Below are 26,914 nucleotides of genomic sequence, written 5' to 3'. Positions count from 1 at the left end.
TGGCAGGCTCGGGTTCGAGACCTTCTGCACTCGGTCACGACTGTCCGGTACCCCTAAGCGCTTCGGGGAGCCGGATCGCCGGCGGTGCAGGTGTGGATTCCCCTGGTTTGGCCGAGAATGCACAGGCGAGATGCAGGGTAGGGACGCCTACCGGGGTGACTTCGTGAAACCAGCCGGGCGGGACGTACAGGGCTTCGCCCGCCGTGAGTTCGCCCTCCCAGAACAGCCCGGCCCGAACGCGCCGGAGTTCGTCCGGTGTTCCTGTGGCGTCGCCTCGGGCGGCTGCCTGGATGCCTTCTTTGTAGGCACTGGATTCGGGTCCGCGCACGGCAGGGCGAGTGGGACGGTAGATCTTCCAGTGCTTGCGTCCTTGCAACTGGAGCACAAGGTTGTCGGTGTAGTCGTAGTGGAGCGCGAGTCCCTTGGAGTTGCCCCAGGCCGCATACGCATTGATGTAGACGGGTGCTGCGGGACACGAGAGCGCGGCGGCCAGTTCGGCGAGTGGGGGGTGGACCTCCTCTAGGGCTTCGATCCGAAGCGTGGCGCCGGGGAGACGTCGGCGCAGTTCGTCCGGCTCGGTTCGACGCGGTGCTCGCCAGATGGATTCGCCGTTGGTCAGCACACAGACACGACTCATGCCAGGGTCTGGTAAGGCAAGGTCCTTCTGGATGGTGGCGCTGCCGGCCCCTTCGAAGCACGAGGTGGCGAGGATGCTTTCGAGGTCGGGCCAAGTGAGAAGCTGCTCAAGGTCCGGGATCGAGACCCGCAACGGCGCGTCCCCGGGCGTGGCGGGGCCATTCGGGAAGATGGTGCCGAGAAGGCTCATGTCATCCTCCGGAGGATCGAGTCGACGCAACTGGTGGCGTTTCGGCCGAAGAAGTCGGTGTAGCGCGTGTCCACCGCATAGACGCCCGGATGGGCGGCGGTGAAGTCCGCCAGCTGGGCCGCCTTGCCGACACTGTCCTCAACCATGATGTAGTCCCCCTCCTCCAGCCATCCGTGGACGTACTCGAGCACGGCGCGGACACCTACGTGCGCGTCCTCCACGACGAGGCGCGGGCCTCGCGCCAACGTGTCGGGGGCCAGCATCTCGGCGAGCCGGCGCGCGTCTCCCGTGATGAAGTCAACCGACGGCCGCGTGACGGAGACGGGTTGCAGGTCGACGGAAACGATCCGCGAGGGGAACTCGTGAAGCTCAGCTAGATCGGCCATCCACAGAGCGCTCGCGCCGTTGCCGGAACCCACCTCGAGGATGGACGCGGGCCGGAGTTCCGCGAGCAGCATGGGGACCAGGGCGAAATCGAAGGTGCTCTTGAAGAGATCCAGCCCCCGCCACTGCATCGGCCGGGCCGTGCCCTGGCTCATGATCAGTACCTCATCCGGGATCTCACTCCGGCGGTGCGGGTCAAGACCGGCCAGGTCGACAGTCGTCCGTTCCGACCATGCAACGTAGCGCCCGGCCTCACGGGCAGTGATGTGCCGCGCCAGCCGAGCCCGCCATTCCCGGTCGGTCTCCTCCGCCTGTCGGAGCACGCGTCTGTCGTAGTACGTCGGGATCCCTTGCTGGTCAGCATCTATACGCTTGCGTGTCTGATGGACCAGCCCGTCGATCGTCATCGTGGCTCCGTTGCTTGGTTGATGAGATGGACGCCCCGGTCAACGACGCGCTGGCGCCATGCCGGGGACACGGGAGCGAAAGCGTGGGCGAGCCTTGTCCTCGCCCACGCGGACTGCTGGTCGTCGCGCTGCCCCCAGAACCACGCCCGGTTCTCCTGATGCAGCGCCGCAACCACCTCGAGGGCGGAGACGGTTCCGAATTCGGCAGCGCACAGCGTGTAAGCGCTGTCGGGCAGCAGGGCCTCACACCAGTTTCCGAGCCCTCCCCGGACCCGGTAGTGGCGCACGGTGTCGAGTGCCGGCTTGGCATCCGGGCCGAACCTCGCCACCAGTGCGTCGCCCTCGGGTGTACCTTGCCGCCGCGGCAGGAGGAGCTGGAGCTCACCGCTCGCGCCCAGACCCGTATGGATGTCGAGATGGAGCACCTCCCTCGCACCCTTCGTCCACCGTGGCAGACCGTCCCTCAGCAGTTCTTGCAGTGTCGCCGGGCCGGAGCCCCCGTAGAACAGCCCCTGGGGAGTCTCGTACTGGCCGCCGCTGATAGCTTGGAAGACAGCCTTCCGTCCCATCCGGGCGACCCCGAGCAAGGCCTTCGGCAGCAGCGGGTCCCAGCGGCTCGCCGGGCGCCCGGGCAGAAGCCACGGAACGACGTCCGACCAGCCCGGGGGCGTGCCGGTGAACTCCTCGCCCTCCAGAAGGAAGTTCCGGTTCAGATCGATGTTCTCGGCGTCGACACGGCGCTGCCAGGCGAACCCGAACGGGTTGAGGAGATGGATCAGTACCACTCGGGTGGACGAGTCGGCCCCTTGTTCCAGCCACTGCCGCTGGATCGCTGAGCCCGCCACCCCCTCGACTCCGTGCAGGCCCGATGAAACGATCACACAGCGCTTCGCGTTGGCTGGCCCGAGCAGCGCCACGTCCACCGTGAGCTCCTCGCCCCCGGGGCCCCGGCCACCGTGGGCGATCCGTTCGACATCACCGTGCCGCTCGGCCAGTGACCGGAAAGCGCTGCTCGCCTCTTCCCATTCGTACAGCCAGGTCATATGAGTTCCCGTAGTAGTGCTTCAAGGGTGGTGCCGGCCTCGACACCGGCCTGCGCCAGACGGCGCCAGCTGTCCCGCCCGTCGAGCCGTCCGCCACTGGGACCGGCCGGATCCAGGACTCCGTTCCTGCGGGACGCCCGCAGGACGTCGAGGTACGGGGCCAGCGGATGCCCGGCGGTCTCGGCGACCGCCCGCTCCACCCGGCGCAGCCACTGCTCTGGCGGCAGTGCCTCCATCGCTCCGGCGGCAGTGGCGAGTTCCCGGACCGTCGGAGCCGTGCTCTCCTGGAGGTGCCACGTCCTCGGCGGCATGCCCAGGGAGGCGGCGATCGCGGCGGCGGCGAGACGGCGCCGGACCACCGGGAGGTCCACATCGACATCGGGGAAGGCCCCGGTCTCCCGGCATCCGCGCACCAGCGCGCCCATGTAGTCATCGGCCCCGAACCGGCGGTCTATCACGATGGGCAGCCGATGGATGTGTGCCTGGCCGCCGCTCGCGGCGAACGAGCGCACCAGGTTCTCCGCGGCCCACTTGCTCTGGGCGTAGCCGCCGCGTGCAGGAGGCCGCACCGGCAGCGGTGTCGTCTCCGGCAGGTACTCCCGGCCTTGATCGCTGAAGACGGAGAGACTTGAGACGTGGTGCAGAACGGCGCCCTCGGCGCACAGGTCCAGGATCCGCCGGGTGCCCTCCACGTTCACGGGCGCGAGAGCTGCGTAGTCCTTGACGAAGGACACGTCCGCGGCGCAGTGGACGACTGTGCCGAACCGTCCGGCCAGCTCGCTGCCCACGGATTCCAAGTCGCCGGCCAGGGCGAAGGCCCGGTCCGCGCAGTGCTCGACGCCTTCCGCCCTCAGCAGGCCGGCGAGGCGGGCGTCGGCGTCCCCGCGCAACAGGCAGTGGACTTCCCGGCCCTGTTCGAGGAGCTCCGCGAGCAGCGCCGATCCGAGGACTCCGGCGGCGCCAGTGAGGAGTACCGGTGCCGGTCCCTGTCGTGGCTCCGCGACGGTACCGGACCACACCGTGTCGGCACTGATCCGCGAGGCCAGCGAGCGCCCGCCGAGGAGCACGTGCAGCACCCTGCGACGGGGCCCGAGCAGCAGCGCCGAGTCGAGGAGCGACGGTACGCCGACCGCCCCGATCGGGCAGAGGGACAGGTCGAATGCCGCCGCCTCGCCTGCGAGCAACTGCCCCATGTACCCGGCCTCAAGAGTGGCGAGATGTCCGCTGTTCTCCCCGTAGAGGGGTTCGAGGGTGTCGAGATCGGCCACGAGCACGACCGCGAACGCGGCTCCGCGCGACAGCCCGGTGTTCGGGGGCGCGTCCGCCGTGCCGGGATCCCATGGAGCGTCCGAGACCCGCACGAGCCGGCCGTCGACGAACCAGCTGCCGTCGAGACCGTCCACGCGCCCGTCCGCCACCTGGAGGTACGCGTGCACCCCGTTCGCACCGCCGGCCGAGGGATACAGGTGGTTGCCTTCGTGGACGCCGAGCAGCGCCAGCAGCCGTTCGACCGCCTCTGCGGGAACCGGTTCCGGTGCGAAGTCCCGGTGGCTGCGGCGGGAACTCAGCGACGCGGACGGCGCGGCGGGCGGAAGGAGCCGAGCCGGGCCGTCGAGTTCGGGCCGTCCTTGGCGCTCCTTCGCCCGCTTGCGGGCCTCCGGGTCCAGCGACACCGTGGACCGGGGCTGCTCGGTCTCCAGGAGCGCCGACAGGCCGCGCGGTGTCGGGTCCGCGAAGACCTGGCGGATCGGCAGGCGCCGTCCGAGTTCCGCCTCGACCCGCGAGAGCATGCGGATTGCCAGCACGCTGTCGCCGCCGAGTGCGAAGAAGTCGTCGTCGAACCCGGCTTCGGGTTGCTCCAGAACTTCCCGGAACAGAGTGAGCAGTGCCTCTGACACGGGCGCTGCCGGGATGGGCGGCGGGGTGCTCAGCACGGCGCGGTCGATCTTGCCGTTCGCCGTGAGGGCGAGGGCGTCCACGAGGTGGATCCGGCGGGGTACGTGTGCATCGGGCAAGCGCTCCGCCAGGTGGGCGCGGACGGCCGCCTCGTCCACGTCCCCCACCACGTGCGCCACGAGGTGGCGATGTCCCGAGGGGCCCTTCGGGGCGGTGACCGCTATCTGACGTACCGCCGGGTGTTCCAGTGCCGTCGCCTCGATCTCTCCCAGCTCGATCCGGTGGCCCCGTACCTTGACCTGCCCGTCCCGGCGGCCGAGGAACTCGATGGTGCCGTCCGGGCGGAACCGGCCGAGGTCGCCCGTCGCGTAGTAGGGCTCGCCCGTTCGCGGATCGTGCCAGAAGACCGCCGAGGTCCGTACGGGATCTCCTCGGTACCCCCGCGCGACGCCGCGCCCGGAGATGTGGATCTCTCCCGTCACCCAGTCCGGCCGCGGGTTGCGGGCCGCGTCGAGTACGTGCATGCCCTGGTTGCGCAGCGGGCGCCCGTACGGAACGCTCGGCCACGCCGGGTCATGGCTTCCTATCTCGTGCGCGATCGACCAGATCGAGCCCTCTGTCGCCCCTCCCAGGCTGACCACTCGGCACGAGGGCGCGACCGCGCGGAGGCGGTCTGCGAGCGTGACCGGGATCCAGTCCCCCGAAAGCATGACCAGCCGGAGCACGGGCAGGCGCTGACCCGTCGCCTCCAGATGTTCGACGAGCATCTCCGCGAGTGCGGGCACGCTGTTCCACACGGTGACGCCCTCGGCTGCCATGCGCTCCACCCAGGAAGCGGGGTCACGCGCGATTTCCGGATGGACGACGGCGCCACCGGTCAGCCAGCTGCCAAACAAATCGAAAATCGAGAGGTCGAAGTGGAGTCCCGCGAGTCCGAGGACCCGCTCCCCGTGGAGGGCGAAGCGGTCACCGATGTCCGCGAGCGTGTTCATCGCCGCCGCGTGAGTGATCTCGACGCCCTTCGGCGTACCGGTCGATCCCGACGTGAAGAGTACGTAGGCCAAGTCCTCCGGACCGGCCCTCCCGGGCAGCGGTTCCAGGGGCGCCGCCCGGTCGTCGTCGTGCAGCGGGATGTGGCGCAGGTCCGCACCCCAGCCTTCGGGTGCGACGGCACAGCGCGCCCCGGCGGTCTCCAGTACGGCCTCGATGCGCAGTTGCGGCCACGCGGGATCGATGGGTACGAAGGCTCCGCCCGCCGCCAGCACGCCGAGCGCCGCGGCGGCCTGCCGCCATCCGTGGCGGGAGTCGACGGCGACCATGTCCGAGACACGCAGGCCCTCGTCCAGGAGACGGCGTGCCACCGCTCCCGCCGCCGCGGCCAGCTCCCGCCGGGTGACCTGTTCACCCTCCGGGGTCATCAGGGCCGGCTCGTCGGAGTCGGCGTCGGGATCGGCGAGCAGGGTCTCGTGGAGCAGGGCCGGGCCGGACGGGGTCCACGGCGCGGAGCCGTGGGCGCGGCGTACCCGCTGCTGGTCGTCCGGGAGGCCCGGGAAGGCCGTCGGCCATCCGTTGGCGGGAAGGTCGCGCAGGACCGCCTCGAAGCGCTCCATCATGGCTTCGACGACTCCAGGACGGAACAGCCCCTCCACGAAGTCCCAGGTACTGACGAGCCCGCCGTCCTCCTCCCGGACCTTGTGGTCGAGCCACACCTGAGAGGTCTGGGTCAGGGCGTACGCCACCTCGCCCAGGCTGCCGCGTTTCGGCGACTCGAGGCCGAGGGTGCTGGTGAAGACGATGGGGAAGGTGTGCGGCCGGCCCAGGCGGCGAAGGGTGCGGACGCACCGCACGGCATCGAAGACACTGCCGTCGAGCGCCTCCCACAACCGTCCCTGTACGAGGGTCGCGAACTGTCCGAGGTCGGCGGCCTGCCCCATCTCGACGAGTCGGGCGCTGGTGAAGTCCCCCACCACCCGGTCCACGTCGGGGTGCAGCGCCGGCCGGTCGAAGAAGGTCACCCCCAGGGTGAACTCGGGCTCCTCGGACCAGGCTTGGAGCACCCATCCGAACACGGAGAGCAGCATGCCCGCCGGGGTCAGCCCATGTGCCGCCCCGGCGTCCTTCACGGCCTGCCAGACCTCGGGTTCCAGGCGTACCTGGCCCCGGCGGAAGCGCACCGAGTGCAGCTGTTCCGGATTGGCCGCCAGGGGGAGCTGCGGGCCCGCCGGGAAGGTTCCCGCCCGGGAGGCGAATTCCGCGTCGTCGGAGGTCCGGTCCCGCTCCGCCAGAGCCACCGCGAGGTCGCGGTAGGCGGGTCCGGCGGGTGCGAGCTCGCGTCCCTCGATCAGCGTCGTCAGTTCACGGGTCAGGAGGTACACGCTGTGGGCGTCGGCTATGAGTGCCGGCACGCTCATATGCACCCTGGACCGGTCCGCCAGCCGGGACACCCACACGCGCACCAGCGGCCAGTTCGCCGGATCGGGGCGGTGGTGGGACCGCTCCTCCCTGCGGGCCGCGAGCTCGGATTCGGGGGCGTCCCTCAGGTCCTCGACCACGATCGGGAACTCTCCCGGATCGGCGAGCACCCGCTGACGGCCGTCGGGCTCGAAAACCGCCCGCAGCATGTCATGGCGGCGGACAAGCGTGCGAAATGCGTCGGTGAGCCTGTCCACCGGCACCGTGGTGTCCACCTCGACGTAGCCCTGGGTGCCGACGCTGCCCAGGTCCATGCCGTCGCGTCCGCCGACCCAGTACGCCTGCTGGAGCTCGGTGAGGGGGAAGGGCTCTCCGGCCGCGGACGGGTCCTCAACGAGCGGGGCGGCGTCCGGCCGGGTGGGCTCGGCGTCCCTCAGCGCGACCTCCAGCGCCGCGACGGTCGGGTGGTCGAAGAGAGTGCGCAGCGGTACGCGCACGTTCCAGCGGTCCTCGATCCGCCGGCTCAAGGTGATGGCCAGGAGTGAGTGGCCGCCCAGCGCGAAGAAGTCGGCGTCGGCATCCGGCACCGGTACCCCCAGCACCTCCTCCCACACCGCGGCCAGCTCCGCCTGCGCCGGATTGTCGAGGGTGGCTGCCGCGAGCGCGGACCACTCGATGGCGTCGAGGCCCTTGCGGTCGAGCTTCCCGTGCGCTGTGAGCGGAAGCTCCTCCACGAGGATCCACCGGGACGGCAGCAGGAAGGCCGGAAGCACCCGTCCGAGTTCGACGGCCCATGCCTGCGCCTGACGGGCATCGGCCTGCGCGGCGCGCGCGCAGCCCGCGGACGGCACGATCCATGCCTCGATGAGGTCGCCGTCGAGGCGGGAGGCCCCGGCACTGACACCGGTGAGGGAGGAAAGGTGTGCGTCGATCTCGGCGAGCTGTACGCGGTGGCCCCGGACCTTCACCTGGTCGTCCAGACGTCCCTGGTAGACGAACCGGCCGTCGGGGGCCAGGTACGCGCGGTCCCCGGTCCGGTAGCCCTCGGGAGTGAAGGCTGGGTGGCCGGGACTGCCGAGGTATCCGAGGGCCAGTCCGGCGCCGGTGAGGACCAGTTCGCCGGTCTCACCCGTCTCGGCGCACGTCCCGTCGGGGATCCGGCGGATCCAGGCACCGGTTCCGGTGATCGGCCGGCCGATCGTCGGCTCGGCCGGCTGCGTGTAGTCCTCGAAGAAGGCGTTGGAAGTGCTCTCGGTTGGACCGTAGAGGTTGCACACGCGGTCCACGCGGTCCAGGAGGGTCGCGACCAGGTCTGCGGGCAGGGCCTCGCCGCCGAGGTTCACCGTGCGCACGGTGCGTGGCAGGGCCCCCGCGCCCAGCAGGGCGCGCAGTGCGGAGGGAACCGTGTAGACCAGACTGACCGGGGCCGGAGGGGGCCCGTCCACGAGTGCCGCGAGGTCGCGGACCACGACGACGGATCCGGGGCCGGCCAGCGGTACGTACAGCCCGAACACGGACATGTCGAAACGGATCGGCGCGGTCAGCAGGGTGCCGCTGAGCTCCTCCTCCGAGAACTCCGTACGAGCCCATCCGATGAGCGCGCGCACGCTGTCGTGGCCCACCGCGACCGGCTTCGGCACACCCGTGGAGCCGGACGTGAAGATGAGGTAGGCGAGTTCCTTGCCCGAGGGTTCCTGAACCCACTCGGGGCCCGTCTGGTACGGATCCAGCCGGGGTACTTCCAGGTCGGCGTGGGCCACCGCGAGTTCGACCTCCGCCAGCCGCAGTTCGACCTCCCTGCGGGAGGCGGGGTTGCGGGCGTCGAGCGGAACCACGGTGCAGTCAGCCAGCAGCACGCCGTAGACCGCCACGAGGGTGGCGCATCCGGGCTCGACCTGCACGCCGACGCGGGTTCCGGCGGGTACGCGCGCCCGGATCGCCCCCGCGAGACGGCGTGCCCCCGCGCGGAGCTCCGAGCGGGTGAGGCTTCCCTCCGGGCCGACCACCGCTGTGTCGCCAGGGTGGCGTTCGGCATGGTCCAGGAACGGGGCCAGCAGATGCGCGCCCGGCATGGCAACGGCCGGCTCGGACTCGACGCGGGCGCGGGCCGGTGCGTCGAGACCCGCGAGCCCGTACAGGCTCTCCCGTACGGCAGCGGTCAGCCGGGCCGCGTCCTCCTCGGTGAACATCCCCGCGTCCAGCTCCAGTTGCAGTGCCAATCCGCCCTGGCGTTCGGTCGCGACGAGCGTGAGGGGGAACCGGGCCCGGCCGCCCTCCAGCTCGATCCGCGTCCACCGCACAGGGCTCTCGGACGTCACATCGGGCAGGTTTTGGTACACCAGAGCGGCATCGATAAGCGGATCCGTGCCCACGCGGTGTTCGGTGGCGTGGCGCGCCACGATCCTGGAGTAGGGGACCTCGTGGTGTGCGAGCGCCGCACGCGCCTGGTCCCGGACACCGGCGAGGACGTCGCTCGAAGGCAGCCGCACCCGGAACGGAAGCAGGTTGACCAAGGGCCCTACGAGGCCTTCGAGCTCGGGGCGGTCACGGTTCGCGTGGTGGAGGCCGATGAGGAAGTCGTCCCGCCCGGTCGTCCGCGCGACAGCACGGGTGAAACCGGCCAGGACCGTTTCGAAGAGCGTCGCCCCCGAGGACTCGCAGGCAGCGCGCAGTCCCGTCTCGACAGCCGAGTCGATCGGGACGGGATGCACGGCGCGGCGCCCGTCGGGACGACCGCTTCCGAGCCTCAGGCGCGGGGGCAGGTCCGTCAGGGCCTCGTCCCACCAGGTTTCCTCGGCTTCGAGGTCGCCCCTCTCCACCCGGTCCTCCATCCATGCCGCCCAGTCGCCCAGTTGCAGCGGCAGGTCACCGGGAACCCCGTCGAACAGCTCGCGTGCCAGGGCGACGGTGGAGCTTCCGTCGGCGATCGCGTGGTGACAGGCGAGCAGCAGCACGTGGTGCGTCGGGTCCACGGCGAACAGCACGGCCCGCAGCAGGGGTGCCCGGCTCAGGTCGAGTCCCTCGTCGAGGACGTCGCGTGCCTGGCGGAGGGCGTCGGACTCGCTCGCGACCGGCCGGATCTCAAGGCGGGCCGTCCGGTCCTCCCAAACGATCTGGACGATGCGTCCGTCCTGTTCCTCCAGGGACGTGCGCAGTGCCTCGTGCCGCACGCACAGTGCGGCAAGCCGGGACGTCAGCAACTCCGTGTCGAGCGCGCCCTCCACGCGGACGATCGTGGGAATCATCCAGGTACCCGGCGTGTCCGAGAGGTTTTCGAGCAGCCAGAGCTGGGCCTGGAGGGGCGCCGCGGGCAGCACGGCGACCCGTTTGCCCGAGCGGTGCGCCGTCGCCGTCGGCGTGGCGAGCTCGCCCAGGAGCTCCACCCCTTCGAGCACGCGCTCGGAGGAAGCTCCGAAGTCGATCAGGCACGCCACCTCGTCGGCTCCGGCGGCACGCAGTTCGGCAAGCCGCTCGCGGCACTGGTCCAGATCGCCTACGAGGCCGCCGCCTTCGACCATCCGTTCAGCCGAACGCAAGGCGAGGATCCGGGCGTCCGCCTCGGACGGACGCAGGTCCCGGTCCACCCCCCGGGCGTGCGCCCGCTGGAGGAGCAAATTACTCCGGGCGTAGTCGGCGTAGGCCTCGACAGCGGCCGTGCGCGTGTCCGCCCCGTCCTTGCCGACGAGTGTGTGGGTCATCACCGTGACCCGCCCGCCGGGCCGGGATCCGCGAGCCCGACGGTAGAGGGCGGCCCGTTCGGAGAGTTCGTCCATGGACTTGTAGTTGAGGTTCGTCAGGACATTGAATCCGTGGCGCCCGGCAAGCTCGAAGGTCTCCGGCGCCTGAGAGGTCAGCCACAGGGGAAGGGCTGGCTGGACGGGCCTCGGCCAGGTCCGCACCTCGGTGGTCGATCCCTCCGCATCGGAGAACTCGACGGCCTCACCGGCCCACAGGCGGCGCAGCTGGTCTATCTGCTCCGGGAGTCGCGCCTTGCGCTCGTCGTAGCGGTCTCGGCCCAGCACGAAGTCACGACGGTGCCAGCCGGAGGCGATGGCCAGGTCCACCCTGCCACCGGAGAGCTGGTCGACGACCGCCCACTCCTCCGCGACACGCGCGACGTCGTGGAGCGGAAGGACCACGCTGCCGGCCCTGAGCCGGATGTTCCGGGTCCGCGCGGCGAGGTATGCGCCGAGGACGGACGGATTCGGGTACGGGCCGCCGAATTCGTCGAAGTGGCGCTCGGGTGTCCACACGGCTTCCAGTCCCAGCGCGTCTGCGCGAAGGGAGGCGTCGAGGAGGAGCTGGTAGCTCTGCGCGGGATCCTCGCCGGAGCCGGAGAAGAAGAACAGGCTGAGCGCCGGCGCCTGGTCCGAGCGTGCGGCGGGCTTGGCGCCGCCACGCGTCCGCCAGCGCCTCTCGGTACGCGGTACGGCGTCCGCGGGCTTGCGGCCGGGCCCGGCCGCGACGGCCGCGGCCAGTTCGCGCGGGGTCGAGTGGTCGAAGACCAGCTGGAGCGGAACATGGCGGGAGAGTCGTTTCTCCAGCCGCCCTGTCACCCGTAGCGCGTCCAGTGAGTTCGCGCCGAGCGCGAACAGGTTCTGGTCCGGTTCCACCGTCTTGCCGGTGACCTCCGCGAAGGCTTCCAGCACGGCCGCGAGTACGGGATCGGCCGGATCGCGGGATGCAGACGGCTCCGCGGGGGTGAGAGCGCCGTCTGTCGTACGTGCGCGCAGGGCCGCGCGATCCACCTTCCCGTTGGCCAGGAGCGGGAGCTCGTCGAGGACGTGGAGGCTGCTTGGGACGAACGCGGGTGGCAGTTCGGCCGCCAGAGCGGGCAGCAGTACGGCGGCGTCGAGGTGACGTCGGCCCACGGGAGTGACCCATGCGCGCAGTCGGACGCCCGCGCCCTCCCCCGTGGCGAGAACCTCGGCCGCGGCGACGCCGGGCAGGGCCGCGAGTGCCGCGCGCACCTCTGCGGGCTCCACACGGACGCCGCCGATCTGCACCTGGTCGTCCGCCCGCCTCACGATGTCGAGGCATCCGGAGGGCCTTCGCCGGCCCAGATCGCCTGTGCGGTAGAAGCGGCGGCCTCCCTCCTGCCCGAACCGGCCGTCGGCCTCGGCATCACCGTGGTAGCCGTGGGCGACGGCCTCGCTGGCGAGCACGATGTCACCGCTCGCCCAAGCGCCGTCCACCCGCTCGCCGTCTTCGTCGCAGAGCCACACGTCGGTCCCGGCGACCGGCAGGCCGATCGGGACGGCCGGGAGCCGTACCCCGCGCTCGGCGAACCACTGGAGTCCAGTCGTGCTCTCGCTGGGGCCGAAGCCGTTGACGAGAACACAGCCCGTCGGCGCGGTCCTCGTGAAGAGTTCGAGGTCCGACGGGAGCGCGGCCTCTCCCCCCAGGACCACGGCCCGCAGCCCTCCGGGCAGGCCATCGGCGGCCAGCAGGCGGAACAGACTGGGAGTGGTGTGCAGCACCGTCGCTTGAGGAAGGATGTCCTCGCGCAGGGCTTTCAGCCCGTGCCGCTTGGGGGAACCGATCAGCAGTGTCGCCCCGACGACCGCGGTGGCGTAGATGTCCATGACGGCCGCGTCGAAAGCGAAGGACGCCGTCATGCAGACCCGGTCGGAAGGTCCGAGACCGATGGAGGCGGCGAAGCGGAGGGCGTGCTGGTAGACACCGTCGTGGGTCTGCCGGACGGCCTTCGGGGTGCCGGTGGTGCCGGAGGTGTACAGCAAGTAGGCCAGGGTGGCGGGCGCCGGGAGCGGCGGCAGCTCCGACCCCTGGGGGTCGCCCTGCGCGATCTCCCGGGCACCGGCATGCGCCATTCGGTCGGCGTGGCGCGGGTCCGAACGGTCGAGCGGTACGTAGGTCCGGCCGACCCGCAAGCATCCGAACATCTGCGCGACGGTGCGGGCGTGGGTGTCCGCGACGAGCGCCACGGGGCCCTCGGGCGCGCTGTACGCCGCTCGCGCGAAACGTTCTGCCTCGGCCAGGACCTGCGCGGCGCTCCAGTGGTCGGCTCCGTCGATGACCGTGGGGCCGGCCGCCAGAATCGCCTCGACCAGGCTCCCCGCCCTCGGCGCGTCCTGCCGGATCCGGGCGCGCAGGTCTTCCTGTGCGCCGCGTTCGCCGCGGCCGAGCAGTTCGGCGACCTCGTCGTCCATCCCCTCCGCCAGCGTGAGCAGCCACCGCGCGAGCGATGCCCCGAGTCCGTCCAGGGCGGCGGCGGTCAGCCCGCCGGGCGGCGCCGCCAGCCTCAGTTCGAGGTCGTTGCCGGGGACGATCGCGACCACGAGTGGTACGTCCGCCTGCTCGTGCACGGCGATGGACCGTACCTGGAGCCGGGAATCGCCGAGGAGCGCCTGGTCCAACGGGTAGTTCTCGATCACGAGCACGGATTCCGGCGACGCGAGACCGGTGGCGCGCGACACCGTGTCGAGCGACGACCACCCGTGCGTGCGGTCCTGTACGAGGTCCTCCTGCACGCGCTGGAGCAGGGCGTGCACGGTCTCACCGGGCTCGAACCGGACCCGCGTGGCGACCGTGTTCACGAGCATGCCGACGATCTCGTCGACTCCGGGCAGTTCGGCGGGCCGGCCCGAGAGCAACGAGGTGAACGTGATGTCCTGGATCCCGCCGGATTCCGCCAGAGCAGCGGCCCACGCCGCCGTGGCCAGGGTTCCCAGGGTTATGGCACGGGACTGGCAGACCGTACGGATCCGTTCCGTCGCGGCGGAGTCCAGCATGATCCGGCGCTCGCCGCCCGTCCCTCCGGCAGGTCCGTCCACAGGGGTGGCTACGGCGCCGGCCAGTCGTGTACGCCAGTATGCGTCGGCAGGCCGTCCGTCCATGGCCCGCAGCCATGTGACGTACTCCCGGAACGGCGGCGCCGGCGGGAGGGAACCCGCCGTACCTTCGCAGGCGGAGCGGTAGCCGCGCTCGATCTCCACGAGGACCCTGCCCAGGCTCCAACCGTCCAGTAAGAGATGGTGGAACGTCCAGACGAGTACCGCGGAGTCGGGCAGCAGGACGAGGACGACCCGCCAGAGCGGCGGACGGCTGAGGTCGAAGCCCTTCTCGCGGTCCTGCCGGGCGATCGCGTCGATGTCCACGTCCGCCCCGTCGCGCCGGTCCTCCACCCGCCAGGGCAACGCGCCCGTCCTGTGGACGACTTGCTGCGGATCGGAGAGTCCGGCGTGGTGGAACGAGGTCCTCAGCGCCGGATGACGGGCGTACAGGTCGGCCCATGCCTGGCGCAGCGCGTCCGGGTCCGGGCACGCGGCGAGTTCTATCCGTAGTTGTTCCACATAGGCGCTGGACTCCGGCTCCATCAGCGCACGGACGAACATGGCCTGCTGGAGCGGCGTGAGACCGTAAACGTCTTCCACTTTACTCATCTGTGGTCTCCAAACCGGCAAGCAGTGCGCGGATCTCGTCGTCGGGGAGTCCGCTCGCGGGGAAGTCGATGCCGCCGGCCGCGGCGGATCCCGGGACTTCGAGGAACTCCTCCAGAGCGGCTTCGAAAGCCTTCAGCCAGGCGTCGGCACCTTCTCGATGGTTCAACTCGCCCTTGAGCGTCTCCCCGATCGTGTACAGGGTGATGCGCCGCTCGTTCGTACGGGGAAGGCTCGGGTCACGCAGCGGGAGCGCGGCGTCCCGGACCAGTGCGAACCGGGACGAGGCCTCGTCGCCTAGGACGCCGAGCGGGTTGACCGTCAAAGAGGCCGAGCGGCCGGAGGACGCGTAGGCCGCCGCCAGGGCCAGCCCGCCGTCCGGCAGGCCGCGCAGGCGCTCCTTGACCTGGAGCAGCACGTCCGCGGGCGATCCCCCGTCGAGTACGAGTGGGATCAGGGCCGTGAGCCAGCCGACGGTACGGCCGAGATCGAGTGCGCCGAGCATCCGTCCATGGCGCTCCACCTCTACGTCCCAGCGTCCGGTGACGCTTCCGTTGGCCCACGCGGCGGCGGCTACCAGCAGTTCCTCCTCGGTACATCGCAGCCGCTCCATCGCCGCGCGCACGCCCTGGGGGCGGGCGGACAACGGCTGGGCTCTGACACACGTGTCCCGTTCGCGTCCAGTCTCCCCGGGCGGGGGGAGGCTGGGAAGCGTGGCCGGCGCGGGAAGCCCGGCGACCGCATGGCACCAGCTCGCGTACGAAGTGGCCTCGGGGGCCAGGGAGGGTACGCCGCCTGCCTCGAAGACGTCGAGGGCTTCCTCGACGTCGCCGACGATCACCTTCCAGGACTGGGCGTCCACCACCGCGTGATGCGCGCACAGGAGCAGGTGACCGGGCATCACCGTGGCGCGCAGCAGCGCGCCGTCCGCGTCGAAGCCCCGGCACGCCGTTTCGAGGTCGTCCCCGTACTCCACTACATGGCCGCCGAAACCTCCGGTGAGGGTGGACGCGAGGGCGGGATGCGCCACGACGACCGCGGCGAGCGCCCTGTCGAGTGCCTCCGCGTCGAGCGGACGGAGCAGCCGGAGCAGCACACCCTGGTTGAAGCGGCCGGGCAGGCCCCGGAATTCGAGCCAGGTCCGCATCGGCGCCGGTGGGGTGGGTCCCTCAGGCACCGGTACGGGTGCGCTGGGGGGACTCAAGTGGGCGGACAGGGCCGCGAACGAGGCGTCCTGTCCGATCGCGGCCGCCGGAAGGCGCCACCCGGTGCGAGAGACGTGCGCGCAGACCCGCAGCCAGGTGACGGAGTCGCCGCCCGCGGAGAAGAAGTTCGCGGCCGGTCCTGCCGGTGGAGTCCCCAGCACTTCGGCCCAGGCCCGGGCCAGCACGTTGTCCTCCGCTGGGACCGGCGAGGCCGATGACGAGGGATCGGGTACGGGTGCGGGTGCCGCCTGGATACGAGCCGTGAGCGCGGCGCGGTCGATCTTGCCGTTGGCGGACAGGGGCAGCGCGGTCAGCACGGTCCAGGCATGCGGAACCATGTGGTCCGGGAGCTTGGCGGACAGTTCCCGGCTCAGCTCCCGCTCGGACAGCTCGACGGCAGTGCCGACGGCATCGGCATCGGCGGCTGCGGCTGCGGCGTCGGCGCGCGGTACGACGAAGCCCACCAGCCTCCGGTCTCCCCGCGGGTCGCCCACGACGACGACCGCCGCGCGCTCGACACCGGGCAGGGATTCCAGCGTGTGCTCGATCTCGCCGAGTTCGACCCGGTAGCCACGGATCTTCACCTGGGTGTCCACCCGGCCGAGGAGCTCCAGGTCTCCGTCGGGGAGCCAGCGGGCGAGGTCGCCCGTGTCGTAGAGGCGCGCGCCCTCGTGGTCGACGAAGCGTTCAGCGGTGCGTACCGGGTCCCGCCAGTACGCGTCGGCCAGGCCGAGCCCGCCGATGAACAGCCGGCCCGGTACGTGGACCGGGCAGGGCCGACGGTGTTCGTCGAGTACCGCGACCGTCTGGTTCGCGAGCGGGCGGCCGTAGGGGATACTCGCCCGGCTCGTGTCCACATCACCCACCAGGTGGGCGACCGACCAGATGGACGCCTCGGTGGCACCGCCGAGGGACCACACCGCGGCCCCGGGCGCCACGGCCCTCAGCCGCTCGGGCAGTCGCAGCGGGATCCAGTCGCCCGAAAGCAGGAAGGTGCGCAGCGCGGGGGCGGGAAGGTCCAGGTCGGCCTCAAGGGCATCGGCGAACATCTGCGCGAGGGCAGGTACGGAATTCCACACCCGTACCCCGTGGGCGTGGGCCGCACGCGCCCAGGCCGCCGGGTCGTTGCGGTCGGTGGGGTAGACCACGGCGGCACCCAGCCGCCAGGTCCCGAACAGGTCCCATACCGACAGGTCGAACGCGAGGGAGGAAAGGGCGAGGGCGCGGTCCTGTGCACCGAACCCCATCCTGTCGGCGACATCGACGAGAGTGTTGACCGCCGCCTCGTGACGGATCACGACGCCCTTCGGCCGTCCTGTGGAGCCGGAGGTGTAGATGACGTAGGCCATATCGTGTGCACGGGGCGGTCGGCGGCGCCGTACGGCGGGCAGGTCTTCGAGGTCCACCCCGTCGGGCCAGGAGTCGCCCGCGCGTAACACGCAGGTGGGAGCCGCCTCGGCGAGAATCTGCCGGATCCGCTCCATGGGCTGGGACGCGTCGATCGGCACATAGGCCGCGCCGGCGAGAAGGACGCCGAGGGCGGCAACGGCCTGACGCCATCCATGCGGTGCCACGATCGCCACCAGAGCGCCCCGCGGTACCTGTTGGCCGAGGATCGCCGCAGCGACTCTTTCCGCCTCCTCCACGAGCTGCGCGAAGGTGAGGGTGCGGTCCGCGTCGATGAGGGCCAGGGCATCGGGCGTACGAGTGAGTGCGGCGAGCACGCCGTCGACCAGTGTGTCGGAAACCACGGGCGCACCGGTGGCGTTGGTACGGCTCTGCAGCAGGCGCTGCGTCGCGGGAAGCAGTTCGGGAGCGGGCTCCTCCCAGACTTCCTCCACCAGGGTGTGGAGCACTGCGCACCACGCCTCGAAGAGCGCGTCAAGCACACCCGGCTCGAACATCTCCTCCACTGCGTCCCAGTTGTAGTGCAGTTCCCCACGGTGCTCGTACACCTGCAGGTCGAGCCAGACCTGCGGCGTCTGGGATATTCCGTGCACCAGCTCACCCAGCCACGCCCAGTCGAACTCACGGCCGAGTTCCGGCGTCGTGAGGGCGCTGGTGAACACGACGGGCAGGCCTACCGCGTTCAGCCGGCCGGTGCTTCGCGCGAGCTCACGCGTCAATTGGACACCCGACACCGAACCGTGGGCCAGCTCCTGCCAGAGCCGTGCCTGCACATCACGCGCGTGACGGGCGAAGTTCTCCCACCGTGCCTCCATGGTGTGCGGAAGGACGGAGGTGAAATCACCGAGGAGTCTGCCCACATCGGAGTGAACGGGCAGCCGGCGGAAGACGGTGACGTTCAGCGCGAACCTGTCCTCGGCGCTCCAGCGGGCGAGCACCCACCCGAACGCCGCGAGCAGCGACGCCGACGCGGTGACGCCCGAGGTGCCCGCGTGCCGCTGGAAGGCCGCCCACGCGGCGGAGTCCAGTCGCCCGTTACGCCGCGTGAACCCGGTGCCGGTGCGCCGCGCGAGCGGGAGCCGTGGGGCCGTGGGCAGGCTGTCGAGTTCGGCGCGCCACCACTCCAGGTCGGTGTCCTTCGGAGTTCCCTCCACACTCACCACGTAGTCGCGGAAGGTGAGTCCGAGCGGGGCGAGCTCACGGGAGGGGTCGTTGTAGAGCTCTCTGAGCTCATCGATGAGGAGCACCCGCGACCATGCGTCGCAGACCCAGGCGTCGAGTCCGACATGGAGCCGGATCTCGTTCGGCAGCAGGCTCGCACGGACCTCGATGAGCGGCCACTGTTCGAGTGGACGGACACGGTGTGCCATGTCATCCCGCCAGGCGCGGACCCCGGCTTCCGGATCCGCGTCGTCACGCAAGTCCTGGACGGCGACCCGGAAGGGCGGGGTGTCGCGCAGTACGATCTGCCGCCCGTCCTCGGTCGCCACGGTCCGCAGGGAGGGATGTCGCTCCACCAGGACCTGGAATGCCCGCTCCAGACGGAGCAGGTCCAGATCGTTCGCGCAGCTCAGCTCCCGGTAGGTCTGGGCCGCGGAACCGCCGAGCTCCAGGAAGTCCCGTCGCCCGACCCAGTACGCCTCCTGCACGGGCGTCATGGGGAAGGGCTCGTACGCGTCGTCCGGAGCGTGGAGGAGCACGGGCACGGCGTCGTCGGACCGCTCCTCCGCCGCAAGGCAGCGGCGCGCGAGCTGTCTCGGCGTCCGGGCCCGCATGACCTCGATCAGGGGTACGTCGCGCCCGAGCGCCCGCTTGAGCGCCGAGGCCAGCTGAATGGCCTTAAGCGAGTGCCCCCCGTGCAGGAAGAAATCTGCGTGCATGTCCAGCTCCGGCAGGCCCAGCGTGGTGCGCCAGGCCTCCAGGACGAGAGCCTCCAGGTCGTTCTTCGGAGGTTCGGCCGCCGTAGGGGCCAGGTCCGCCGGCGCGGGCAGCGCTCGGATGTCCACCTTGCCGTTCGGGTGGACGGGCAGTGTGGGACACGCCATCGCCCTCTCGGGCACCAGGGCGGCGGGAAGACGGTCGGCCAGTTCCTCGCGCAGGGAACTCCACGACCGCTCCGCGACGAACCAGGCCACGAGCACGTGGTCACCGTCGGCCGCGGGGTCGGCGCGAACGGCGGCCTGACTCACCCCTGGCAGGCTGGAAAGCAGGTCCGCCACCTCGGCCGGGTCCACGGCCACGCCGTGCACCTTCACTTGGCGGTCGCCCCGCCCGAGTATCTCGATGGCACCGTCAAGGCGCGCCCGGCCGAGATCACCGGATCGGTAGGCCGTCTGCGCGCTTCCCAGCGGGTCGGGGATGAAACGTTCCGCCTGCGCGGCGGGCTGGTTGGCGTACCCGTCGGTGGCGAACGGCGTTCTGAGGAGGATCTCGCCCGGTTCCCCCAGCCCGCACGGAGTACCCGCCGCGTTGAGGAGGGCTACCGCCGTCTGCGGGAGAGGCCGGCCGATCGGCTGCACGCCCGGCTGCGGGTGCTCCGGAACCCTGAAAAAGATCTTGGTCTGGGTGGTCTCGGAGGGACCGTAGAAGTTGAGTACCTCGTAGTCGCCCCGGAAGTGCTCGCGGAACCGGGTGACGACGGTGTCGCTCAACGGTTCGCCGGCGAAGAACACGCTGCGCAGTGCGGGCAGCGGAGTGGCGGCCGTCGTCGTCAGCCAGCTGCGTGCGAGCGTCGGGACGAGGTGCAGCCTGGTCGTGCCCTGCGCCACGAGCAGCGGGACCACGGTGTCGCCGCTGACGTCGGCAGGGTCGTCGAGCAGGTGCAGGACGCCACCCGAGATCAACGGCAGCCACACGTCACGCAGTGCCATGTCGAAGGCGAGGTTGGTCAGGAGGACGAACCGGTCCTGCGCACCGACTCCGAACTCGCGCCGCTGCCAGGTGAGGAAATGGGCTATGCCCCGGTGGGTCCCGATGATGGCCTTGGGAGTGCTCGTCGAACCGGTACTGAAGACGATGTAGGCGGGATCCCCGCCCTCGACGGCGACCGCGCTCTCCGCTCCCCCGGCCTCGATCTCCACGAGCCTGCCGATCTCGGGGTCACGTGGGTCGCTGCCCTGGGCACGCAGCACGATGCGGGCCGATGACTCGCGCACCATGGCCGCGAGCCGGCCGGTGGGAAGCCTGCGGTCGAGGTGGAGCACGGCGCCGCCCGCGAGCATCGTGCCCAGCGCGGCCGCGATCGTGTCGAAGCAGGCACTGCCGAGCACTCCTACCGGGTCACCCGGCCGGACGCCGGCGGATTGGAGTGTGCCGGCCACGTCCAGGGCCCGGGCGCGGAGTTCACCGTACGTCCAGGTCTTCGCCCCCCGCTGGATGGCCGGGCGGCCCGGGTCGACGTCCAGCACCATGGCGGGGACCAACGGCACGTCCGGAGTAGCCAGCTCTTCGCGGGACAGCGGCAGGGCGATGTCGGCCCGGTGAGTACGCAGCGACCAGCCCAGGCACAGGGACTGGGGTGCGCGCACGAGTTCACGCAGCGCGAGCTCGAGTTGCTCGGCGAACTCCTCCGCGGCCTCGTCGTCCATGAAAGAGCGCTGCCAGAGCAGCACCAGGCGCATGCCGTCGTCCTCGACGGCAGTGATCGTGAGCGGCACCTTCGCCTGCTCCGGACTCAGCTCGACGGAGGTCCCGCGGATCGTGAGGCCGCCCACCCGTGCGGGCACCTCGAGGTGGTCGAGCACCACGTCGACCTGGGTGGCGGCCCGCGACAGTCCGAGGCGGGCAGACAGTGCTTCGAGCGGTACGGAGGCACGCCCGCGCAAGTCCTGGAGCTCCTGTGTGAGCTGCCGAACCAGCTCGTCGCCGGTGATGTCGTCCGAGAGCCGCGCCAGGGCACGCTGGACGGAGACGAGACACCCGACCGTGCGCGTCCACGGAGGTGTCCGGTTCGCGAAGGGCACGCCTACGGACACTTCGCGCTGTCCGCTCTGGCGGCCCAGGACGACGGCCACCGCCGCGAGAATGAGGACGGCCGCCGTGGTGTCAAGTTCCCGTGCGCACCTCTTGAGCGCATCGGCGTCGGTGATACGCCGTGATGTGAGTCCGGCCCCGGTCGCCCCGGGTACGCCCCAGGGGAGATCTACACCGGCGCTCGACGGACGGGTTCGCCAAAAGGCGAGGTCTTCGGCATCGTCACTCGCGGCCAGCGCCTGTCGCTGCTCCGCTGCCCAAGCCAGCGCCGAAGGAGGCGGGGGCGGCAGCGGGCGACCGGCGAGAAGCGCATCGAGCTCCTCGACCAGGACGCGGACCGACCAACCGTCGATCACCCGGTGGTCCCACGCCAGCTCGACATGGCCGACCCCGCGCCGCACCGTGAAGGGCTTGCCCTCCTCGAGGCTGGGCCGGCCTTCCGCGCTGACCCAGGGCACCCGGCGTTGGCGGCCGTGAGCGTCGGGACCGGCCGTGGCCAGTCCGGGGTGACGCTGAACCAGCATGGCGAGCGCACCCTCGACATCGGCGCCCGGGGGTACATCGAGGGTGATGGAGACCGGTGGCAGCCCGATTGGGCTCAGCTGCGCGAGCAGCCAGAGGCCCTCCTGCTGGAGGGACATCGGAGCCTCGTCCGGGTCCGGGACGGATGCCGCCGCCCGCGGGGCTCTCGCGATGACATCCGCCTGGCCGTTGAGGGTGCCCGCGGCGAGCAGTGCCACCGGAGACACATGGACGTCGAATCGCTCGGCGATCCGTGCCGCAAGCTCGACCGCAAGGACACTGGCACCGCCGGTGGCGAAGAAGCTCGCCTCCGGAGACTCGACCCGCACGCCGAGAAGGTCGTGCCAGATTTCTGCCAGCGCCGTCTCTTGGGCGCTCATCGATGACCGTTCGCCGTCCGCCGTCCATCGGTGGGCTACAGGAAGCTCTCCGGCCTCCCACGCCGCCCGGCATGCAGCCCGCTGAAGCTTTCCGCTAGTCGTTCTCGGGAGCGTCCGCCCCCGGACGATCACCACCTCATCCGGCTCGAAGGCCAGGGTCTGCCGAAATGCCTTTCGCACAAGGTCGGCGATTTCGTCCGCGGCGCCACGCGCCTCGATCACCAGGACAAGGCGCTCTCGCTCTCCGGTCGAGGAGAAGGCGCACGCCGCGAGGACGCCTGCCACCTCGTCCGCGACCATCTCGAGATCGTGCGGGTGGTGGTTCTCACCACGAAGGATCACGAGATCCTTCGACCGTCCTTGAATGTAGAGCTCGCCGTCGTGTACGACTCCGAGGTCGCCTGTGCGCAGCCAATCCGAACGGCCGTCCACCGTCGAGAGGTTGAAGTTCTCGTTGCCTGACGGCCCGTGGTAGGCGTGCGCGACGCTGGGCCCGCGGACCCATATCTCCCCGGTTCCCTCGACCTGCGACCCGTGGGAGTCCACGATGACGACGTCTTCCATCGGACGGCCGCAGCTCACGCCGAGATCGCTCACCCGCGGCAACGCGCCGACCTGGGCAGAGGAAACGAGGAGAGTCGATTCGGCGAGGCCGTAGCACGGGGTGAAGGCCTCGGGCTGGAACCCGGAATCGGCAAAGGTATGGGAGAAGCGTTCCATGGTCCGGGGCGATATGGGTTCCGAACCCGTGAAGGCGACTCGCCACCGGCTGAGGTCAACGCCTTGGAGCTGCGCCGGTTTCACCAGATCGGCACACCAGGAGTACCCGAAATCGGGGCCCCCGCTTGTGGTCACGCCGAAGTCGGAGATGGCGCGTAACCACGCGTCCGGGTGTCTTACGAAGGACTCCGGGGACATCAGGACGGTGTGCAACCCCATGCGCAGGGGATGCAGAAGGGTGCCCACCAGGCCCATGTCGTGAAACAGCGGGAGCCAGCCGGCGACCACGTCGGTCGCGCACTGCTCGAAAGCCCGCTCCATCGCTGCGAGGTTGGCGTCGATGTTCGACGTGAGGACACATACCCCCTTGGGGAGCGATGTCGATCCCGACGTGTACTGCAACACTGCAATGTCCGCCGGATCGATCCGGAGGTCGGGTACTCCCTCAACGTCCGGGAGTACCGCTTCGGGAACCGGTTGCCTGCTGAAGGCGAGCGTGCACCCGGCGTCCTTCGTGATCTGCTCGAGGCGTGCCTGGTTCCGCGGGCCCGGGATCGCCGGGGCCGGAACGGCAACGCGACCGGCCATGAGCACTCCCACGAGCGCCACGACGAGTTCCTCGCTCGTCGGGAGGGCCACGAGGACCCGGTCACCGGGGGCCGTCTCGGCACGGACTTGGCGTGCCACGCTGCCCGCGCGGCGAAACAGCGCGGCACGGGTGAGGGTGTGGGGATCGGAACCAGGGGTGATGAAGGTTATGGCCGACGCATCCGGACACTCTTCGGCATGAGTCAGGGCCTGGTGCAGAAACGTCACGAAAATCTCCCGAGACATGTGCTAACGATCTGGTCGGCGACAGCCGGATCCTCCAGCACCGCCATGTGTGCTCCCGGATGACGGAACAGTTCTGTGGTTCCACGGGTATGTTCGGCCCAGCGCCGAACCTCGACCTCGTCGAGATCGTCCTCCGTACCGGCGAAGACGGTGAGAGGGATGTCCAGCGGTACGCCGCTCAAGGCCGGGAAGCTGTCGACGAGCGCCAGGTCTCCCCTGAGGGCGGGCAGGAAGATCGAGAGGAACTCCGGTTCGTTGAGGATCTCCGGGGGCACAGCGCCCCAGCGTCGGTTGACGATCAACGCCAGCTCCAGATCGGGCAGACGCCGAAGATCGTCATGCGACCGGACGCTGTCCGGCGCCGTTTCTCCCGAGACCACCAGCGCGCGCGCAGTCCCCGGAAGCGCGGCGCAGACGCCGTAGGCGAGGAGCGCGCCCAGGCTGTGTCCAAAGACCACGAGCGGCAGTGGGGGCAGCGCACGAAGCGCCTCAGTCAATGCCGCAATCGCTTCCGTGGCCGACGTCAACGGGGACTCGCCGAGTCGGGCCTCACGTCCGGGCAGACGTGCCACCCGCAGCTCGACATTCTCGGGTAGCCGTGGCCTCCACCCGAACCATGCCGCGGTGCCACTGCCAGCGTGAGGCAACACCAGGAGCCGCCTCGACGCTGCTCCCGACGCCGGCGCCGCCGGCAGCCACTCCTCGGGGTTCATCCCGCCTCCTGTCGCAAACCCATCAGGTCAAGCGGCCATCTCGTACGCGTTCTGCTGGTACGGAGCACGTCGTCGGCCACCAGCCGCCACGCCTCCGCACGGGGCACCCCGGCCACTGCGAGACGCTCCTTCATCCGCTCGGCCTCGAACGCGACGACGTCGGGGGGCAGGGGCATGTCGCCCGGGTCGAGGACCCTCACGGCGCCGGTGACGTCGCGTGCAGCGGACATCCGCCCGGCGTTGAACTTGCTTGGAGAGAAGGGCACGTCCAAGTAGCCGCGGGCAAAAGCCTGCTCGACGCAGGCAGCCAAGTCTCCTGGGCAGAGAGACAGTACGGACCGCAGGAGCGAGCGCACCGACGCCTCGATTCGCTGGGCCTCCTTCTTGTCCCAGACGTAGGAGGAGCTGTCGGCCTGGTCCACTCCTCTGGCTGCGAGACTCAGTCCGAGGGCGTTGTCGCCGACATCGGGGATGCGGGTGGCCTCACAGGGAGTCTTCACGACCACCCGGTCTGCGCCGGCCAGTGCGGCGGTGTGAGCGGATGCCTGGATCAACTCCGCAGCATCGTCGAGGTTTCTCGGGAAGGCACCCATGTACTGGTGGAACACCGTGGCGACGCGGACATCGCCTCCCGCTCCGAGGAATTCCCGGCCCAGCGAGCCCATCACGCGGACGGCGGCCACGTCCTGAGCCCGGCAGCCCTGCTCTGCGTACGCCAGCGACACCGAGCGGACGCCGGACTCGACGGCCAGCAGCCCCTCCAACAGGTTCGTGGTGATCGCGACACACGGCGGAATCAGAGTTGCGGTCAGGGTGCCGAAGAACTCGCGGTCAAGGATGACACCGAGCTCGGCGTACCGGCCGGTGAGCCGGTCGACATACCTCCACCGGTCGATCGACACCGCGAGCGGGAGCTCCGCGTAGTAGGGGATGTTGTAGCAGATCGCACCGCCCTCGAAGGCAGTCACTCCGCCGGCATAACTCAGTTCGGCCAACAGTCGTGGATCCCGGGCGCTGTGGCGCGTCTGCAGCGGCACAGGACATTCCGCGCTGATCTGCCTGAGAATGTCGACGCCGTGATTCACGACCGGGAATCCGTTCAGCTCCCCTTGGTGCGACAGAACATGCTCCGCCTCCGCGTAGCGTCCGTCCCGGGTCAGCGAGTCGACTTGGAAAGAGAGCACGTCGGCGCCAGCGGCATGGAGCTGCGCGAAGAGACGCCGCTGATCCTCAAGTCCACGGACGCCGGAACGAGGATGGAGCAAGACGCGAGGAGAGCATTCATGCAGTTCTGCAAGCGATGGCCGGCTCGCAAGTACGCACGCGTTATCCTCGATGTCCCGCGCGGCTTCGCCGGTCGGCCATTGCCCGAGAACTGCATCCCTGCCCTCAACGATCGGATCTGACCGGCGGCTCGGCAGAGCCACGTTGCCTGCTCGGCGGGGAGTGCTACTGACGAGGTCTTCGCGTAGCGCGGCAACGACTTCGTCTACTTCAACGAAGGTGCTGTACACACGGGTGAAACCGAGCGCAAGGAGATTCTCGGTATCACCGGTAATGGTCGGATGTCCGCCCAGATACCACGCACAGTTTCCTGGAAGAGCGGGGACATCACGCAGATAATGCTCTGCGTGGCCATCCATGTTTGAAACGAGCACCGCATCGTAGTCGTGCGCTACGGCCGCGAACCGTTCAAAGTCGTTCTGGATCCCGAGGTCGAGAATCTCAAATCCCGCATCGGCTAACGCGCGTTTGAGCACGAACAGCCCGACAGAGTGCGAATCGGCGCCGAGCCCGCCGATTGCAAGCGTCGCGCTCACGCGACCTACGTCTAGCACGTGCGACTCCAATCGATGGTCACTCTCAATGAGCCGAGACTCCGCGTTGCCCTGACCTGAAGGTGGCTGTCTTCATCGTCTTGCACGTTCCTGCCCAACAGCTCGACACCCCGGAACGTGACCCACACCACTTTCATGCGCAGCGAAGTCTGCGCTGGCTTGGCTGGCCGTTCGGAGCACCCGCAGCGGTGAGCCTATGCATAGAGGCCGCGGACCAACGGGCCGTTTAATCAAGCGGATGGACCTTGGCTGAGCCCCGCCCATTGGGCGCAGGCCGCTCAGGTCAGCTCCTAGGGGCGATCTCGGTCAGACGCTGATCCAATTTCAGCCCATTTACCCCACCATGGATCTCGCCATCCTGCGGCGCTATCGACTAGACGTGCCGCTTCAACTCTGCTTCATCTGCGGTGAGTTGGCGCATTCAGCCAGTGATTTCACCCAGGTAGTACTGCACTCAGCGAGGTCGTGGGTCTATACACCAAGCTGAGGTCACAGTGGACTAGCCGACCAGAGCCGAGTCGACCTGCGTCCGCAGGATCAAGCCAGTGAGTTCGAGTGGGGCCTGCAGGCCATCAAGCAGGCAGACGATCTTGTCGATGTTGGCCAGGCGGCGCGCACCCGATTCCAGCATCGACAAGAATGGCTGACTCAGCCCAGTTAGCGTGGCCATGTCATCCTGTCGAAGGTGGCTGATCTCCCTCACGAGAGTGCACAACCTCCCGAAGTCCCTGGCGGCGAGCGCCTCCCGAACACTCGCATCGGTCCATACCTCTGGCAGGACCTGAGGAGGTGCCGGGGGTGAACTCGCGGGAGTTCGAAGGCACCCGCTGCAGCGGACCTCACGGTTATAGCGGCTGAGGCGACAGGCACACCGGGAACATCGACGGTCACATTCAACGATCAACCCCGCCCTGACACTGCTCTCTCTCAGCACAGTCATCCCCTCGCCACTGTC

Annotated in this window: 8 protein-coding genes; all 8 read right to left on the bottom strand. The window is 69.9% G+C overall.

Annotation, left to right across the window (positions count from 1 at the left end):
* Positions 1–34: 34 nt before the first annotated feature.
* Complete coding sequence (locus tag OG295_RS30115) at positions 35–826, bottom strand: JmjC domain-containing protein (protein ID WP_371679755.1); 792 nt, start codon at positions 824–826, stop codon at positions 35–37.
* A complete protein-coding gene (locus tag OG295_RS30110) occupies positions 823–1,617 on the bottom strand; it encodes a CmcI family methyltransferase (protein WP_371679754.1) in 795 nt (264 codons plus the stop codon). The genes OG295_RS30115 and OG295_RS30110 overlap by 4 nt, the downstream gene beginning before the upstream one ends.
* Entirely contained in the window at positions 1,614–2,660 is a 1,047-nt protein-coding gene (locus tag OG295_RS30105; RefSeq protein ID WP_371679753.1) for a M14 family metallopeptidase, read from the bottom strand. Before OG295_RS30105 ends, OG295_RS30110 begins: the two co-directional genes overlap by 4 nt.
* Positions 2,657–14,371, bottom strand: a complete 11,715-nt coding sequence (locus OG295_RS30100; protein WP_371679752.1) for an amino acid adenylation domain-containing protein — start codon at positions 14,369–14,371, stop codon at positions 2,657–2,659. Before OG295_RS30100 ends, OG295_RS30105 begins: the two co-directional genes overlap by 4 nt.
* On the bottom strand, positions 14,364–23,390 hold the full coding sequence (locus OG295_RS30095; RefSeq protein ID WP_371679751.1) for an amino acid adenylation domain-containing protein: 9,027 nt from the start codon (positions 23,388–23,390) through the stop codon (positions 14,364–14,366). The genes OG295_RS30100 and OG295_RS30095 overlap by 8 nt, the downstream gene beginning before the upstream one ends.
* Positions 23,387–24,121 carry a thioesterase II family protein gene (locus tag OG295_RS30090; protein ID WP_371679750.1) on the bottom strand — a complete coding sequence of 245 codons (735 nt, stop codon included), beginning with the start codon at positions 24,119–24,121 and terminating at the stop codon, positions 23,387–23,389. The genes OG295_RS30095 and OG295_RS30090 overlap by 4 nt, the downstream gene beginning before the upstream one ends.
* Positions 24,118–25,941 (bottom strand): hypothetical protein, encoded by a 1,824-nt coding sequence (locus OG295_RS30085; RefSeq protein WP_371679749.1) that lies wholly within the window; start codon positions 25,939–25,941, stop codon positions 24,118–24,120. The genes OG295_RS30090 and OG295_RS30085 overlap by 4 nt, the downstream gene beginning before the upstream one ends.
* A 517-nt stretch (positions 25,942–26,458) precedes the next feature.
* Complete coding sequence (locus OG295_RS30080) at positions 26,459–26,662, bottom strand: transcriptional regulator (RefSeq protein WP_371679747.1); 204 nt, start codon at positions 26,660–26,662, stop codon at positions 26,459–26,461.
* Positions 26,663–26,914: the final 252 nt, after the last annotated feature.

This window comes from Streptomyces sp. NBC_01276 (assembly GCF_041435355.1).
Lineage (GTDB): Bacteria > Actinomycetota > Actinomycetes > Streptomycetales > Streptomycetaceae > Streptomyces.
Note: the sequence above shows the minus strand (reverse complement) of the source record. Positions and strands in the feature narration are given on the sequence as shown.

Bases quoted from the DNA above. Each gene is read 5' to 3' on its own strand.
- OG295_RS30105 (WP_371679753.1), bottom strand. From the start codon at position 2,660: ATGACCTGGCTGTACGAATGGGAAGAGGCGAGCAGCGCTTTCCGGTCA.
- OG295_RS30100 (WP_371679752.1), bottom strand. From the start codon at position 14,371: ATGAGTAAAGTGGAAGACGTTTACGGTCTCACGCCGCTCCAGCAGGCC.
- OG295_RS30115 (WP_371679755.1), bottom strand. From the start codon at position 826: ATGAGCCTTCTCGGCACCATCTTCCCGAATGGCCCCGCCACGCCCGGG.
- OG295_RS30110 (WP_371679754.1), bottom strand. From the start codon at position 1,617: ATGACGATCGACGGGCTGGTCCATCAGACACGCAAGCGTATAGATGCT.
- OG295_RS30090 (WP_371679750.1), bottom strand. From the start codon at position 24,121: ATGAACCCCGAGGAGTGGCTGCCGGCGGCGCCGGCGTCGGGAGCAGCG.